General features: G+C 49.6%; 19 protein-coding genes. 6 read left to right on the forward strand and 13 right to left on the reverse strand.

The genetic code is table 11. The features are described from left to right. Together IE074_RS14135 and IE074_RS14140 are read left to right on the forward strand one after the other, a co-directional pair. Positions 1 to 83 (forward strand): IS3 family transposase (locus tag IE074_RS14135; RefSeq protein ID WP_189385467.1); only part of this gene is annotated, 83 nt, incomplete at its 5' end. 254 nt (positions 84 to 337) lie between these two features. Continuing rightward, on the forward strand, positions 338 to 994 hold the full coding sequence (locus tag IE074_RS14140; RefSeq protein ID WP_189386097.1) for a peroxiredoxin: 657 nt from the start codon (positions 338 to 340) through the stop codon (positions 992 to 994). A 138-nt stretch (positions 995 to 1,132) separates the two neighbouring features. On the opposite strand, the gene IE074_RS14145 is transcribed toward IE074_RS14140, so the two are convergent. From IE074_RS14145 to IE074_RS14175, 7 genes are all read right to left on the reverse strand, one after another. After that, on the reverse strand, positions 1,133 to 2,047 hold the full coding sequence (locus tag IE074_RS14145; protein ID WP_189386098.1) for an ABC transporter permease: 915 nt from the start codon (positions 2,045 to 2,047) through the stop codon (positions 1,133 to 1,135). Between the two features lie 4 nt (positions 2,048 to 2,051). Continuing rightward, on the reverse strand, positions 2,052 to 2,930 hold the full coding sequence (locus tag IE074_RS14150; protein WP_189386099.1) for an ABC transporter ATP-binding protein: 879 nt from the start codon (positions 2,928 to 2,930) through the stop codon (positions 2,052 to 2,054). Between the two features lie 5 nt (positions 2,931 to 2,935). Then, on the reverse strand, positions 2,936 to 3,952 hold the full coding sequence (locus IE074_RS14155) for an ABC transporter substrate-binding protein (protein WP_189386100.1): 1,017 nt from the start codon (positions 3,950 to 3,952) through the stop codon (positions 2,936 to 2,938). Positions 3,953 to 3,995: 43 nt separating this feature from the next. Next, a complete protein-coding gene (locus tag IE074_RS14160; protein WP_189386101.1) occupies positions 3,996 to 4,901 on the reverse strand; it encodes a TauD/TfdA dioxygenase family protein in 906 nt (301 codons plus the stop codon). 181 nt (positions 4,902 to 5,082) lie between these two features. After that, positions 5,083 to 5,748: a thermonuclease family protein gene (locus IE074_RS14165; RefSeq protein ID WP_189386102.1), complete on the reverse strand. Its 666-nt coding sequence runs from the start codon at positions 5,746 to 5,748 to the stop codon at positions 5,083 to 5,085. Positions 5,749 to 5,814: 66 nt separating this feature from the next. Continuing rightward, entirely contained in the window at positions 5,815 to 6,045 is a 231-nt protein-coding gene (locus tag IE074_RS14170; RefSeq protein ID WP_189386103.1) for a DUF1289 domain-containing protein, read from the reverse strand. 5 nt (positions 6,046 to 6,050) lie between these two features. After that, a complete protein-coding gene (locus tag IE074_RS14175) occupies positions 6,051 to 7,427 on the reverse strand; it encodes a class II fumarate hydratase (RefSeq protein WP_189386104.1) in 1,377 nt (458 codons plus the stop codon). Between the two features lie 205 nt (positions 7,428 to 7,632). Between IE074_RS14175 and IE074_RS14180 the strand changes: the two genes are divergently transcribed. Next, positions 7,633 to 8,283 carry a DsbA family protein gene (locus tag IE074_RS14180; protein WP_189386105.1) on the forward strand — a complete coding sequence of 217 codons (651 nt, stop codon included), beginning with the start codon at positions 7,633 to 7,635 and terminating at the stop codon, positions 8,281 to 8,283. Between the two features lie 87 nt (positions 8,284 to 8,370). Here the strand turns inward: IE074_RS14180 and IE074_RS14185 are convergent, their stop codons facing one another. Next, the gene (locus IE074_RS14185) at positions 8,371 to 9,276 is read right to left on the reverse strand and encodes a DMT family transporter (protein WP_373297826.1); all 906 of its coding nucleotides are present in this window, start codon (positions 9,274 to 9,276) and stop codon (positions 8,371 to 8,373) included. Between the two features lie 124 nt (positions 9,277 to 9,400). On the opposite strand from IE074_RS14185, the gene IE074_RS14190 reads away from it, so the two are divergent. After that, positions 9,401 to 9,970: a DNA-3-methyladenine glycosylase I gene (locus IE074_RS14190; RefSeq protein ID WP_189386106.1), complete on the forward strand. Its 570-nt coding sequence runs from the start codon at positions 9,401 to 9,403 to the stop codon at positions 9,968 to 9,970. Between the two features lie 70 nt (positions 9,971 to 10,040). Here the strand turns inward: IE074_RS14190 and IE074_RS14195 are convergent, their stop codons facing one another. The 4 genes from IE074_RS14195 to ocd all read right to left on the reverse strand — a co-directional run bounded on the left by IE074_RS14195 (position 10,041) and on the right by ocd (position 13,244). Continuing rightward, a complete protein-coding gene (locus IE074_RS14195; protein WP_189386107.1) occupies positions 10,041 to 10,661 on the reverse strand; it encodes an NAD(P)H-hydrate epimerase in 621 nt (206 codons plus the stop codon). 2 nt (positions 10,662 to 10,663) lie between these two features. Then, a complete protein-coding gene (locus IE074_RS14200) occupies positions 10,664 to 11,104 on the reverse strand; it encodes a multidrug/biocide efflux PACE transporter (protein ID WP_229794039.1) in 441 nt (146 codons plus the stop codon). Positions 11,105 to 11,116: 12 nt separating this feature from the next. Next, complete coding sequence (gene rocF, locus IE074_RS14205) at positions 11,117 to 12,052, reverse strand: arginase (protein ID WP_229794041.1); 936 nt, start codon at positions 12,050 to 12,052, stop codon at positions 11,117 to 11,119. A 103-nt stretch (positions 12,053 to 12,155) separates the two neighbouring features. Beyond that, the gene (gene ocd, locus IE074_RS14210; protein ID WP_189386108.1) at positions 12,156 to 13,244 is read right to left on the reverse strand and encodes an ornithine cyclodeaminase; all 1,089 of its coding nucleotides are present in this window, start codon (positions 13,242 to 13,244) and stop codon (positions 12,156 to 12,158) included. 143 nt (positions 13,245 to 13,387) lie between these two features. Between ocd and IE074_RS14215 the strand changes: the two genes are divergently transcribed. Continuing rightward, positions 13,388 to 13,807, forward strand: a complete 420-nt coding sequence (locus IE074_RS14215; protein WP_189386109.1) for an Lrp/AsnC family transcriptional regulator — start codon at positions 13,388 to 13,390, stop codon at positions 13,805 to 13,807. 26 nt (positions 13,808 to 13,833) lie between these two features. Here the strand turns inward: IE074_RS14215 and IE074_RS14220 are convergent, their stop codons facing one another. Further along, positions 13,834 to 15,000, reverse strand: a complete 1,167-nt coding sequence (locus IE074_RS14220) for an ion channel (RefSeq protein WP_189386110.1) — start codon at positions 14,998 to 15,000, stop codon at positions 13,834 to 13,836. A 174-nt stretch (positions 15,001 to 15,174) separates the two neighbouring features. Between IE074_RS14220 and IE074_RS14225 the strand changes: the two genes are divergently transcribed. After that, positions 15,175 to 15,960 carry an enoyl-CoA hydratase gene (locus tag IE074_RS14225; protein WP_189386111.1) on the forward strand — a complete coding sequence of 262 codons (786 nt, stop codon included), beginning with the start codon at positions 15,175 to 15,177 and terminating at the stop codon, positions 15,958 to 15,960. The last annotated feature ends 268 nt before the right edge of the window (positions 15,961 to 16,228 follow it).

Consider the following 16,228-nt stretch of genomic DNA (forward strand, 5'->3'; position numbering starts at 1 on the left):
ACTACTATAATCACAAGCGTATCAAGCTCAAATTAAATGGCCTGAGTCCAGTACAATACCGGACTCAGGTTTTAGCTGCCTAGTTTTTAACCGTCCAACATTTGGGGGTCACTTCACTCCTGCGTGGAACGTATAATTTTATTCAACGCCATAGATATTTTCAAACTATAAACTGTTGCATAATTTTTTCTATTAATATACTATTTTATATAATATTTATTTATATAACAAAACGTAGTCATCGTTATATGCAAAACCAGCCTGCCTCAGGTTCAGTCGCTGGCAGGCCCTACCCGGATCGGTACCGGTCCATCTATTAACTCACAAGGGATTCGACATGTCACTTCGTATTAATGATATTGCACCAAACTTCACGACCGACTCTACCGCTGGTGAATTAACTTTGCACGACTGGATGGGCGACAGCTACGCCATTCTGTTTTCACACCCCAAAGACTTTACCCCTGTTTGCACCACCGAATTCGGCGCAGTCGCCCGCCTGGCTGGGGATTTTGCCAAACGAAACACCAAGGTCATGGGTGTTTCGGTAGACAGCGTTGATGAGCACCACAAATGGAAGCGTGATATTGAAGCGGTTTGCGGCTCACCTGCCGACTTCCCCATCATTGACGACACGTCCCTGCAAGTAGCCAAGCTGTACAACATGCTGCCTGCCGACGCCTACCTGCCCGATGGCCGCACCCCCGCCGACAGCGCCACCGTACGTACTGTCTTTATTATTGGTCCAGACAAAAAAATCCGCCTGACCCTGGCTTACCCCATGTCTGTCGGCCGTAACTTTGCCGAGATTTTACGTGCCCTAGATGCCATTCAGGCAACCGATGGTGTGCCTGTGGCCACACCCGCCGACTGGCAACCTGGCGAAGACGTCATTGTGGCCTTAAGTCTTAACGATGAACAGGCCAAAGAAAAATTTGGCGAACTCGACATTAAACTGCCTTACCTGCGTTTTGCCAAGGCACCTGCCAAATAATTGTTTGCTGTTATTGCTTTAAACAGACTTGATCAGGCCTGTTGATGGAACATTAAAAAACCGAGCCTGCAAAACAGGTTCGGTTTTTTTTATATATAAATTTCCGTTGAAATGTTATTTCAAGGTCCCACGACTTGCTTAATGCTGAATCCCCCAGCGCCGAATCGTTACCCTTTCCAGCGTTTTGAAAATCAGCCCCTCCACCAGCAGGCCCAGAATAATCACCATCGCCAGACCGGCAAAGACCTTGTCGGTATTCAGCTCATTGCGGTTCTGGAAAATATACCAGCCCAGACCACCCTCACCCGAAGACGCCCCAAACACCAGTTCAGCCGCAATCAGGGTACGCCAGGCAAAGGCCCACCCCACTTTCAGGCCCGACAAAATGGAAGGCAAGGCAGCAGGAATCAAAATATGCACGACATAGCCAATGCCACTTAGGCCATAATTGCGGCCAGCCATGCGCAAGGTAGCCGGCACCCCCTGAAAACCCGAGAACGTATTCAGGGCCAGGGGCCATAGCACGGAATGCACCAGCACAAAAATAAGGCTGCCCTCACCCAGGCCAAACCACATCAAGGCCAGGGGTAGCAAGGCAATCGCTGGCAAAGGGTTGAGCATGGCTGTAAAGGTGGACAGAATATCGCGGCCGAGCTGGGTTGAAACGGCAATGGTCGTCAACATAAAGGCCATCACAATCCCCAGGGCATAACCCTGCAACAGCACCCCTAGCGAGACGCTAACGCGTTCAAGCAATTCCCCGTTGGCAATTCCCGCCACAAAAGCCTCAAACGTTTGTACAAACGTCGGTAACAGCAAGTCATTATCGGTAACACGGGCAGCCACTTCCCAAACCAGTGCAAGCACCAGAAGAATACCCATTTTACGGATGCCATCAATGCGCCACAGCCTTTGTGCCAAAGACAGCTTTTTCTCAAGCGCAATGTTACTGTTTGCTTCATGATTAAAGGGCTTTAGATCAATTTCATATTCGGGACGAACGGGAGGTTCACCCGGAATAACGCCACTGGCGGCATGGGATAAGGTACTCATAAAACTACGCCTGTTCGTTGAATAATAAATGATGGATGCGCTGGGCAGTTGCCTGGAACTCACGACTGCCCGCACTATCCAGGGAAAACTGATGGCTGTTGATTTCCGCTTTGACCCTGCCTGGATGCGGTGACAGCAACAGGATGCGATTACCCAATACCAGGGCTTCTTCAATTGAATGCGTCACAAACATCAGGGTAAATTTGGTGTCTTCCCACAAGGCCAGCAACTCCTCCTGCATTTTGCGACGGGTCAGGGCATCCAGTGCGGCAAAAGGCTCGTCCATCAGCAGGATTTTGGGCTCCATGGCCATCGCGCGGGCAATGGCCACACGCTGCTTCATGCCGCCCGACAAGGTATGCGGATAAGCATTGAAAAAGCGGCTTAGCCCCACTTTGTGCAAATAATGCTCAGCCCGCTCAGACGCTTCTTTTTTCCCCAGGGTACGGGAAGCCTGCAGGGCAAACATGACATTTTGCTTGACGGTCTTCCATGGTGCCAGCTGGTCAAACTCCTGAAACACCACGACCCGGTCAGGACCTGCCTTGCGAACCACCTGGCCGTCCAGTTCAATCGAGCCGGCACGGGGCGGTAAAAACCCCGCGACCGATTTCAGCAAACTGGATTTTCCACAACCTGAAGGACCCAGCAAAATAAAGCGGTCAGCGCCATACACATTGAAACTCACATCATAGGTGGCGCGCACAATGCTTTTGTCGGTTGCATATTCCAGATGAACATTCTTGACAGCCAGCAGGGGTTCCACCGTAGGCCATGATGGTAGTTTCGGGCTCACCTCAACACCGTCAGCCACTGCTGCCAATGAGCCGTTATCCACAAAATCCGTTCGTGCCTGAAAGGCCAGGGTAAGACCGTGACTCATTATGCTCAGCTCCCCGACGCGTTGTGTGCATCGTCAAAGAAATAATCCTGGGCCGAGGCGGGCTTGTTCTTGATGGCACCGACACGATGCATGAAATCAGCCAGGGTAAACGTATTTTGTGGCGTCAATTTGACCTCAATGTCAGGACTCTTGATAATTGCCAGCAACTGATCACGGTCTATATTGCTCTTATTGACTCTCAGATAGGCATCTGCCGCACCTTCAGGATTGTTTTTAATATATTGGGCGGCTTCATCCAGCGCGGCAATAAAAGCCTGATAGGTTTTGGGGTTTTCCGCACGGTACTTTTCTGTGGCATACAAAACGGTTGCAGTGGAAGGCCCACCCAGTACATCATACGCCTCCAGCACCACATGGGCATTGGGGTTACCGGCCAGCTCCTGGTCCTGGAACGGAGGTGTCGCAAAGTGTGCGTTGATTTCCGTACCCTCTTTCAGAATGGCAGCTGTTGCCTCGGGATGCGGAACAGTGACCGACAGCCTGTCCAGCTTTTTATAGTTTTCTTCGCCCCACAGCTTGGCAGAAGCCAGCTGCAAAATGCGTGACTGCACCGAGACACCGGCATTGGGCAAGGCAATACGGTCTTTTTCCGTGAAATCGGCAATCGTTTTCACATTGGGATTGGTGCTAATCAGCTTATAGGGATAATTGCCCAAAGAAGCCACACCGCGTATATTCTGCTTGCCTTTGGTTTTATCCCAAATGGTCAACAAGGGAGCAACACCGGCACCGGCAATATCAATCGAATTCGACAGCAAGGCATCATTGATGGCAGCGCCACCAGACAGCTTGACCCATTCCGGCCTGATATCCAGCCCCTGCTCTTTGCCATGCTTTTCAATCAGCTTCTGGTCTTGTGCCACATGCAACAACAAATAAATAATGCCATGCTGTTCGGCAATACGAATCTGGCCTTCGGCATGAGCCGGGGCAAAAGACGTGATGCTGAACAGCGTCAGGATTGAAGCCAACAACCGTTTTTTTGAATTTTTCAAAAACATATTCTCATCCTTAAATTTTAATATTGAATTATTATTTCTTTATTCAGGCTGCTAAGGGCCTGGTACCTTCAACCGTGGTGCGGTACAGTTTTCGTGGCAAATGGTCAGGCGTACCTGCCGCCAGGTGAATCACGGAACGGTTATCCCAGAACACCAGATCATTATCCTGCCATTGATGGATATAAACATTCTCGGGTTTGACGCTATGCGCAAACAGCTGCGCCAGCAAATCATCACTTTCATCCTGTGGCAGGCCAATAATGCGGGAGGTGAAATTTTCATTCACAAAAAGCGTATTCAAACCCGTCTCGGGATGACGGCTTACTACCGGATGCACGACCGGTTTGACTTCTTCAAGCTGTGCTTGCGTAAGATTGGGCCGCCATGGCGAGCGGGCCTGCAATTCGGCATATTTCTTGATATACGTATGTTCAGCCTGTTTGCCTTCAATGGCTTTTTTCAAATGCAGTGGCAAGGTCTGCCAGGCCAGATGCATATCCGCAAAATGCGTATCGCCCCCTTCAGCCGGCAATTGACGGGCATACAGTAATGATCCCAGGCTGGGAATTTCCTTGTATGACAAGTCTGAATGCCAGAACGCACCGGCATCACCCAGCCCAATAGGCCTTTCATTTTCTTTTATATTTGAAATAATCAGGATTTCAGGGTGATTTGCCAGCTGGAATTGCTTAAGAACATGAATTTGCAGGGGGCCAAAAAAACGGCTGAATGCAACATGCTGTTCTGGCGTGATGTCCTGGTCACGAAAAACCAATACATGATGTTCCAGAAAAGCCTGTTTGATCTGTGCAAGATTATTTGCACTCATTTCCCGGCCAAGATCAATATTAAAAATTTCGGCCCCAAGGGCAGGCAATGCATTGACGGTAAATGCTTGCTCAGCTGAAAAGCCGCCCGGTTCGTGAATGGTTTGTAAAGAAGCTGCCATGATAAAAACCCATATTTATGAAGATATGGTTACAACTATAAATAGGGTTTACCGTCAGACAAAATACAAGAAAATTATTTAGATATTTTGATATAAGCTTATTTTTTACGGTAATTGGGTAACTGTTTTTATCATAAAGCGCCCAGCTAAATTTAAGAAAAACAGGCACAGAAGACAATCTCTATCCAGGACAATTACCCGCTTTGCGAAACCCAGCTGCACGGGCCTCTTTCTCGGTTTTAAAAGACAGCACATTTTTGGGATTCATTGCGGTATAACCCGGGCAATTGGATAAATGATAAACCCTGGAATTTTTGTTACCACGCACCTCCCCACTCACAGCTTTACTACCCGATTGCGTAGCGGCCTGAGCCGTTGTCTGCCCCTTGCGCCAAAGCCATGGCGGAACCGGACTGGCATCGGCCCACAAACCCTTGCGGGCTTTTTTTGCCTGGCTTTGCACCTCATACAGGCTTTTATCCTTGGCATAACCGTCGTACACCCAGGCCATGCCACGGCGCACCTGCTCTGCAGTGGTGTCCACGCCATTACAGCTTACCCGGCCCACGACACGGCCATAACGGTCGATATCCTGCACCTGCACCACGGCATTCCTGCCGCCGCATAGCTGAATTAATGACTCTTTTGAGCGCTGTCCAAAAGCCTGTTTGCTTTCCGGTGCGTCAATTTCCCCCAGACGGATACGCTTTTGGGTTTTATCATGTTGAAGAATGGTTAAGGTATCACCATCGGCAATATTAACAACCTTGCCCTTCAGTTGCACGGCCTGCGCCTGCCCAAACAATGTATTCAATACCACCACGAATACAGTCAAACTTTTTTTCATCTTGATTACTGCTTGTTTTCCAGTCAAAGGGCTCACGGATATACCATAGCCAGTCATTAATAATTATTAATTCCCGCCAGCTTCCTCTTTTTTCCTGGCCTCCAGCAGCGCCAGCACGGCTCGCTGTTTGCGCATCTGGCACAAACGGATCACCTCACGTTTTTGCGGGTCGGAATAGGTCTGCCAGTTAAAACGCTCTTCACGGCTGCGAAAACAGCCTTTACAGTACCCCCTTGCATTGGCTTCACACACACCAATGCAAGGGCTGGGAATTTCAAAGAACTCCAGTTGTTCCATATTAATTACAAACCACCCTGTGTCAATTTCATCGGGTCAAGCAGGCGTAGCAGCTCATCCCGCGGGATATCCGTCTGCTCGGCTGCCACATCCACAATCGGACGCCCTTCTTTATAGGCCTGCTTGGCAATTTCCGCCGCTTTCAGATAGCCAATGATTGGATTAAGCGCCGTCACCAGAATCGGGTTGCGGGCCAGGGCCTCTTGCAAACGGGCTTCATTCACCCTGAAGGTTTTAATGCTCTTGTCTGCCAGCAAAACGGCAATATTGGCCAAAAGCTCAATGCTGTTAAGCAAATTATGCGCAATCATGGGCAGCATCACGTTCAATTCAAAATTGCCCGCCTGGCCGCCAACGGTAATGGCCGCATCATTACCCATCACCTGTGCGGCCACCATGGCCGCGGCCTCGGGGATAACCGGATTGACCTTGCCCGGCATAATGGAAGAGCCCGGCTGCAAGGCCTCCAGTTCGATCTCGGCCAAACCGGCCAATGGCCCGGAATTCATCCAGCGCAGGTCATTGGCGATCTTCATGATGGAGACGGCCGTTGTTTTCAACTGCCCCGACAAGGACACCGCGATATCCTGTGAGCCGATATGGGCAAAAAAGCTTTCTGCCGGTGTAAAGGACAAACCCGTTATTTCACTTAATTGACGGCTAAACTCGGCGGCAAACGCCGGATCGGCATTAATGCCCGTACCCACTGCCGTCCCGCCCTGTGCCAGACTGTGCAACAGGGGTCGGGTTGCCTGCAGCTGGCGGATATTCTGTTCAATTTGTACGGCCCAGCCGGTCAGGCTCTGGCTAAGGCGAACCGGCATGGCATCCATTAAATGAGTGCGACCGGTTTTAACATACCGGTCTACCGTTGCGGCCTTGTCACGAATCACGGCAGCCAGGTGGGCAAGCGCCGGCAGCAGTTTTTTATCCAGTTCAATCGCGGCACTGATATGGATTGTGCCGGGAATAATGTCGTTACTGCTTTGCCCGAAATTGATATGATCATTGGGGCTGACAGTACTGCCATAAATCTGCGTTGCCAGGGTTGCCAGTACTTCATTGGCATTCATATTGGTACTGGTGCCCGAACCGGTCTGGTACACATCGATTGGGAAATGCACCATGAAATCGTTGCTGGCCAACAATTCGTTCGCTGCGGTTTCAATGGCCTGGCCCATGGCTTCAGGCAGGTGTCCCAGCTTGGCATTGGCCCTGGCCGCCGCTACTTTAGCCGTTAACAGCGCGGCAATAAACGCCTTGGGCAAGCGTTGTCCGCTTACCGGGAAGTTATTAATGGCCCTCTGCGTTTGTGCCCCGTAAAGCGCCTCTGCAGGCACCTCAAGTTCACCCATGCTATCCCGTTCAATGCGTATTGTCATTTCAGATTCCTTAACGGTTTCATTTCAAAACATGCCCTTGCCCAAATCTTACGACTCACCCCTGATTCAAGTAAAAATAAATATCATTCACTTGTTTTTCAATTATACGCACTGCCGCCATGATTAAGGTACATTAACGTCAGCCAGTACCGATTACAAACTGGCCAACCCCCAATATCCCTTGTTTCAAACAGGAGGTTTCTCCATGCAGACCAAACTTCATTATATATACGACCCATTGTGCGGCTGGTGCTATGCCGCGGAAAGCCTGCTGGAATCCGCCATGGCCTCGGGCAGTGGTTTATATGAGCTTGAATTGCATGCGGGCGGCCTGTTCCAGCGCATGCACATTCCTGCTGGCAAACGCGACATGATCAGGCAGTCCGATGCCCGAATTGCCCAAATGACCGGCCAGGTTTTTGGCGAGGCCTATCTGAACGGGCTGTTGGACAATCCGCACACCATCTTTGATTCCCTGCCACCCATTGCCGCTATTCTTGCAGCGGAAAAACTGCAAAAAAACCATGCCCCGTTTATGCTCAAGGCCATCCAGCATGCGCATTATCGTGATGGCAAACCGATTGTTCACGTGGATGTGCTTACCGATGTTGCCGAAACGATCGGACTGGACCGTCATGAGTTTGCCATGGCTTACGAAGAAATACTTTCGGGCTCCATACAACACCATATTGAGGATACTTTAAGGCTGATGCATTACGCCGGGGTGAACGGGTTCCCCGCCTTTGTGCTGCAAAAAGGCGACCGCCTTGAAACACTGGAACATACCCGATACTATGGCCAACCCGAAGCGTTCAGGCATTTGCTGGCAGACAAACTTGCCATGCCAGGGGCCTGAACAGGCAGATTCTCAGGCCAGAACCAACAAATACGCGGGTATTGATCACTTTAACTTTAATTAAGTATGAGCCTGTTCTTACGTCTGTTATTCGGCGGGCGTCTTCTGCCTGCCCGACCACTTCAATTTCAGTTCACTCACCAACACGCCCAATAAAATCAGCCCGGCACCCAAAAATGCCAGGGCGGGCAAACGTTCTCCGTAAATACGGCCTATCACCCCTGCCCAAACAGGTTCTCCTGCGTAGATCAGGGTGGCCCGCGTGGCCGAGACATATTTTTGTGCCCAGTTCATGGTGACCTGGATAAATGCGCTTCCAAGACCCAAAACCAGGGTACAAACCAACAGCAGCCACGAAAATGCAGGCACCGTTTCCCCCAATCCGGCCGAAACAACAAAAGAAATGAGCGAGGTGACTGCCAGCTGCACAATTGTGACCCTGAACAGGTTTATGGCACCGGCAAAACGGCTGATCAGGATAATTTCTGCCGCAATCGCAAGCGCTCCCAGGGCCGTTAACAACTCCCCCTTGCCAATACCACCACTCACCCCCTCGGGCCCGGCCAACAAAGCCAAACCACCAAAGGCCAGAAAAATACCCAGCCAATTCATGACAGAAGGTTTTCTTTTCAGGAAAATCCATTGCAGCAGTGGCACTAACGGCACATACAGGGCCGTGATAAAGGCCGATTTGCTGCTGGGAATGGTTTGCAAGCCTACGGTTTGCAGACTGTAACCCAGAAAAATGCCAATCCCGATTAAAAACCCTGCCCATAGCTCCTGCCGGGTGAGCCCTTTAAGCAGCTTAAAACTCAGTATGCACATGGCCAGGGCGGCACAACCAAACCGCAGTCCGACAAAGAAGAACGGCTCACTCACCGTAACCGCCAGCTGAACGATCAGAAAAGTCGCTCCCCAGAACACGGTCACCAACATCAGGGCAAGTTCCGGTTTTCCGAAAGACTTTGGGGCAGGCTGGGTATTCATATTCATGATGGATGACTTACAATAAAAATTCCGCGCGAGGGACAGGAAACAAATAACCGCTCATCATAGCAGAATCCTGCCCAACCACAGCCCTTGTGATTGACGTACCCAATCCACCTTCGGGAGCCCCATGAGCTATTGCGAATATGTTGCCCGTTTACCCGCCCACCAACCCTCGGTTCACCGCGATTACCATGACACCCAATACGGTTTTCCGCTGGATGATGACAATGAACTGTTTGGCCGGCTGATTCTTGAAATCAACCAGGCCGGGCTTAGCTGGAACACGATTTTGATGAAGCAGGACAATTTCCGGCAAGCCTATGACGGTTTCAGCATAGAAAAAATCGCTGCTTACCAGGACGCAGACCGCCTGCGTCTGCTGAATGATGCGGGTATTATCCGCAATCGCCTGAAAGTAAACGCCGCCATTGAAAACGCCCGAACGGTACTTGGGCTGCAGGAAGAATTCGGCTCATTCCAGGCATGGCTGAATCACCATCACCCTTTATCAAAAGAAGCATGGACACGCCTGTTTAAAAAAACCTTCAGGTTTACCGGTGGGGAAATCGTGAATGAATTCCTGATGAGTACCGGTTACCTGCGGGGTGCCCATGATACTGACTGTCCGGTTTACCGGCAGGTGCTGGCCAGCAAACCGGCCTGGCTGTGCAGCACAGGCAATGAAATTCCCAAGTAAGCCAGTAATAGCAATCACCTTGCAACAAGCCAATCCAAATACGGGCATGGCACCTGCTACAAGCTGCGTCTTAGTCTATCCCGATATCCAGGCAAACAATCTGTCCACAGTAGGCCTTGGCCTGCGTCAGCAAGTGCGCGGGCTTGTAAGCGGCAAAGGTATAGGTAATGTCGGCCATAAAGGTGTTTTCATCAGCCTGTCCGGTATCACAATTCAGGCCCGTGGGCATATCCAGGGCAATCCGGGTACCCGACATTTGGTTCAGTGCCTTCATGCATTGCCCCACTTTTTCAGGCAAAGGCCCCGAAAATCCGGTTCCAAAAACACCATCAAGCAACACATCATAGGTTTTTTGCCGCGCAAGCTGCTGCAAGGTCATGATTTGCAAGCGACCGGATTGCGGCAAGCGCTGACGGTTCAGTTCAGCCAATTCAGATAATTGCTCCCCAAGCAGGAACACGATATCCACCTGCCAGCCCTGTTCGTGCAGGCAACGGGCAATGACCAGGCCATCGCCCCCGTTATTACCCTTGCCACACACCACAAGACAACGTCCGGGTAGCGGAAAGCGCTGCAAAATATCACTGGCTGCCGCGGTTCCGGCATTTTCCATCAATTGCTCAAAACTGCTGCCGGCATCCACCGCGGCCTGTTCCCGTTCACGCATTTGCGCAGAGGTATAGATTTTCATTTTCAAGCCGCCGCCAAACGACCCCAATAGCGGGCACGCAAGCGGTCATAAATCAGGTTATACACATAGGTATAAGGCAAATAAAACAATACCAACCCAAAATCCAGAATAAGGGCTTCAAGCCAGCCCATATCCAGCCACCAGGCAATAAAGGGAATGGCCACCACCAGCAGGCCAAACTCGAATCCGGCCGCATGCACGCAGCGCATGAACACATTTTTCACCCAGCCGAAACGCTTGAGCAAGCGATCAAAAAAGGTGTTGTAAACCATGTTCCAGAGCAAGGCCATCACGGCAATCACAACCGTAACCACCCCCATATCCACCATCGATTCACCTGAAATCCAGGCAGCCAGGGGGGCACTGATACCAATCGCCAGCACCTCAAAACAGAAGGCATGCAAAAAGCGTTCAAGCACCGATTTATCTTTTTCCAATTGCAAGGCAAAAATCTCTTATTTAACGTTACGACGTACCAGTGTACTTTGCCCAAACAGGCTTTCCACCATATCCAGCGCAATTTCCGCCGTTAAATTGCGCACATCCAGGGCCGGATTCAGTTCAACAATATCCAAAGAGGCCATCATCCCGGTATCGGCAATCATTTCCATGCATAACTGGGCTTCACGGTAATTGGGCCCCCCCCTTACCGTTGTTCCCACTCCCGGTGCGATGTCCGGATCAAGAAAGTCCACATCAAAACTGACATGCAAATGCGTATCCTGGTCCAGGCCATACAAGGCCTCTTGCATAGTCTGCCGCATGCCGGTTTCATCTATGTGACGCATATCGAAAACCTCTATGCCCGCCTCATGGATGAAATGCTTTTCACCGGCATCAACGCTGCGGATGCCAATCTGGCGGATCATGTCCGCATTAAGCGCAGGACTGGTGCCCGACATATTGACGAGCGCCTCGGGGCCATGCCCAAACAGGCAAGCCACCGGCATGCCATGAATATTGCCCGTGGGTGACAATTCTGCCGTATTGAAGTCGGTATGCGCATCCAGCCATAAAACCCGCAGCCGCTTTTGCTGTTCACGGCAATAGCGGGCCACGGCACTAATGGAACCCACACCCAGGCAATGGTCGCCCCCTAGCATGACCGGCAAACGGCCTTCCTGCAGTTGGGCGTAAATGGCATCATGAGCCAGCCGGTTCCATGCTACAACCTGCTCAAGATGGCGGTAACCATTGACGGGTGACTGCCATGGATTGGCCGGGCCTTGAATATTGCCACAATCGCGCACATCAAGCCCCAGTTTCTCAAGGGACTGGGTAATACCCGCCACCCGCAAGGCTTCCGGACCCATGCTGGAACCACGATGACCGGCACCGACATCAGTAGGTACGCCAATCAGGCTAAGCCGCTTATTTTGAATATCCACCACGTCATCTTCCTTGGGAATCTGTTGGGGTATTTTCTCATATAGAGCACGGGCTGGCAAAAACAATTGCCAGCCCGTTCTTTAAGACGAAGAACAGATCCGTCCTTTAACGGATTTCAGCAGAAATCCTATCCATCAAAACCGGAATGGCGGGCACTACCCCCAAATAAGAAAACAGGTCTTTCGGATCGGCCAATTCAGGCACCAGTGAAATGGACTGAACCAGACCCAGTTCTTTGGCCGCATCACGCATGAACAGCATGGCAGAATAATCTTCCAGCGCAAACCCGACTGAATCAAACAGCGTTACCTGATTATTGTCACTGCGCCCCGGCTTGGTCTTGCCAAACACTTCCCATAAATGCACCACCGGAAAATCTTCCGCCACATTCTGCAATTCACCTTCAATCCTGGTCTGTTCCTCAAATTCAACAAACACCGTACCCATTGAGAGGATTTCAGGATGCAACTCTGTCTTGCCAGGTGAATCCCCCCCGACTGCATTGATATGCATGCCCGGCTCTATCATATCCGGGGTAATAATATGCGCTTTGGCATATTCAGCCGTGACTGTGGTAATAATATCCACACCCTTAACAGCACTGGCCACATCGCTGGCAATCACAAACGTCATGCCGGTATGAGCCAGATTACCCGCCAGTTTCTCAGAAGCCTTGGGATCTTTATCATACAGATGGATTTCTTCAATACCCAGCAGGTAATGAAAGGCCAGGGCCTGGAATTCTGCCTGGGAGCCATTGCCAATCAAGGCCATGGTACGGCTGTTTTTGCGGGCCAGGTATTTGGCCGCCAAGGCAGATGTGGCCGCTGTCCGGAAAGCCGTTGTCAGGGTCAGCTCTGAAATGGCCATTGGCATGCCTGTGGCCACATCAACCAGCGCACCAAATGCAATCACGGTAGATAAACCCTTGGCCGGATTATGCGGATGGCAATTCACATATTTAAACGCATAATGCGTTTTATCGGCAATAGGCATCAGCTCCATCACGCCATCTTCCACATATTTGGCGATCCGTTTGGATTTATCAAATTCATCCCAGCGCAAATAATCCTTCAAAATATAATTGGCAACCCCGTCAAGACAGGCTTTCATGCCTTTTTTCCGGACAATGGCGGCAATATCCTGTGGGCGGATCAATTCAGTCATTAACTGATTCTGTAATAAGGCATTCATGCGGAGCCTCCTTTATTTATATTTATCATTCAAACTGTTAGCTATAGTCTGAGGCATGACACCATCAATTGACAGCCCGCATTTTGCATACATTTGAGCAATTTTCTATCATAATGACAGAACAGCTTATCGGAATGACAATTATGGATACGATAGATCAGGCACTTATTGCTCTTTTACGCCAAAATGCCCGCTATACGATTGCCGATCTGGCCCAGAAACTGCAGGTCTCACGCGGCACGGTGCGCAACCGCATGCTGAAACTGGAAGATGACGGCGTGATTACCGGTTATTCGGTGCAGCTGCGCCCCACTAGCCAGAACCGGCCTATTACCGCCTGGATGAGTATTGCCATTGAAGGCAACGCCACCCGGCAGGCCGTGGCCAGCTTACTGGGTGAACCCTGCGTGGTTGCCTTGCATGACACCAATGGCCGCTGGGACTTGCTGGCCGAACTGCAGGCGCAAACCCTGGATGAACTGGGGCAGGCACTGGAGCGAATTCGGCTGATAAAACACATCAGTAATTCAGAAACCAGTATCCATTTGAAGAGTTATAAATAATCACGGTACCCTGGCTTTAGTTAATGTTAACTATGGTGGATGACCAAATCAGCAATCGTATTGTTATCAATTGTCTCACCGCTTAAATACTTCATTAAAACCTCACTGCCCATTTCAGGTAATGAAAATATATAATCAACATGCAAAAGTTGTAATTTACTGCGATTACGTTCTTCATTAATCATGGTAATGGTTTTAACCTTGTCACCCGCAATTTCCTTTACCGCCAATAAAACATAAGTGTTTTCCACATCGCTCTTTTCCAATGCCATCACACAATACGCATCTTTCACAGAAGCCTTATCCAGGGTCGCAATCTCGGTCACTTCACCAGACACGACAAGGGCATCGGGAGGAAATAAATCCCGGTGCTGTTCATCACATACGATAACAGTCTGCAAACCCCGTTTTTTCAAACCGTTATACACAAAAACCGCTACTTGAGAGGCGCCAACAATAACATAATGATTTTTCATTTTTAACAACCTTTTATTGACGATTTTGCGTGTATCAGTTGCCGCAATACCTGCCAAGTACACCACTGAAGTGGTAAAAATAGTAATACCAAAAAAAACGACACTAACCGTAAAAAGACGTGATTCTATCGTTACCGGAACGATATCTCCATACCCCACTGTTGCCATGCTTACCATGGAAAAATAAAAGGCCTGAAAAACATCGGTAATGTTTGGATTGAAGTGTGAACCCAAATATAAAGAACCCAATACTGAATAAACATTAAGGATGGCAATACTGAAAACAGCCACCCCTGCTGTGTTGCTGATGCTCTGATTCGGAAATTGTTTCCAAAAATGTATTAGCAGAACCAATAAAACTGAAGAATAAGCACCATGAATCAAATAGGCACTACCCAGTGTTATATCCAGAACAAGCAATAACACCAAGGCAATAAGACTAAAAGACCAGGCTAGCCGGGCTCCTTTAAACAGGAAAAAACCAAATAACACCAGGCAAGTGCCTAATGCAAAACGGGGCAGTTCAAGTAAATGAAAAAATCCCAAGGTTTGCATCCAATGCACAAACTCAATCGTGTCTTTACCAAAGTGATTGAAGTATTTAGACAGAACAGGTAACGTCAACCATAATCCATTGCCAATTATTAGCAATGACAATAAAACCCGTATATTTAATATTGATTGGCAAAACGGGCCTATATATTTTTTTGCGTTCATAAAAGTCCATTAACTCTGCCTGTCAGCCAGATTGTGTTTTTAATCAAGGCATACGCCCTATACCGTATTGTACCAACGTAATAAATAAGACAACCTACGGCTTGAATACTTCATAATACGATAAGATCCAGCAACATATAAAATTATCCGGTAATGCCAAGCAAAGGAGACAATATGAATACAGGCACACACCCCATTCTGCAAACCACCAAAAATAATGGTGTCGTAACCCTGCGCCTTAACCGACCCGGTCAATTCAATGCACTTTCTGAAGCCATGCTGCAAGCTTTGCTTGAGCAGCTTGAACTTCTGCATCAGGATGACTCCCTGCGCTGCGTGGTTATCGAATCGACAGGCAGGGCATTTTGTGCCGGCCATGACCTGAAAGAAATGCGCAGCCAGCCCTCTCTGACCTATTACCGTTACCTCTTCGCCAAATGTGGCAAAGTCATGCAGGGTATCCAGTCCCTGCCGGTGCCGGTCATTGCCAAAGTTCAAGGTATTGCCACGGCAGCAGGTTGTCAGCTGGTAGCCGCCTGCGATCTGGCCATCTGTACCGATTCGGCCAAATTCGCGGTCTCGGGTATTAATGTCGGCCTTTTCTGCTCCACACCTGCGGTGGCATTAAGCCGGAATATATCTTCCAAACGGGCCTTTGAAATGCTGGTCACCGCCCGTTTCATAGACGCTGCCAAGGCACGGGACTGGGGACTGGTCAATGATGCCGTACCGGAAGCACAGCTTGATGAACGGGTTGACGCATTGCTGACTGATATTTTAAGCAAAAGCCCAACAGCTATTCGCTATGGAAAACAAATGTTCTATAAGCAGAAACAAATGGCGCTTGCCGATGCTTATGATTATGCGGCCGATGTCATGGCGCGCAACATGATGGAAGAAGACGCGATGGAAGGGATTGATGCGTTTCTGGAAAAACGGGTGGCAATCTGGAAAGACTGAATTAGATACCCAATTGCAATGTACCTCTGCCGAAATGTTTTTCATATCAAGGGGAGCAGCACCTTTACCGGGGCATAGTCCTCCTTTACCATGGTCCACCCGGAATAGCACGTGCAGCGCACAAAAAATGGCAGATGCCCCGAGCCTGTAAATAAAACTGTGTAAACCGTCTATCATTACACCCACACAGGGAAAAGGATAGATCACATGGACAAAAAGAAACTGGAAGCGTTTGCTCGCGAGGCAGCTAAAGGCTTGAAGACCGAAA

Origin of the sequence: Advenella faeciporci (assembly GCF_014652395.1) — a bacterium.
Taxonomy (GTDB): domain Bacteria; phylum Pseudomonadota; class Gammaproteobacteria; order Burkholderiales; family Burkholderiaceae_B; genus Advenella; species Advenella faeciporci.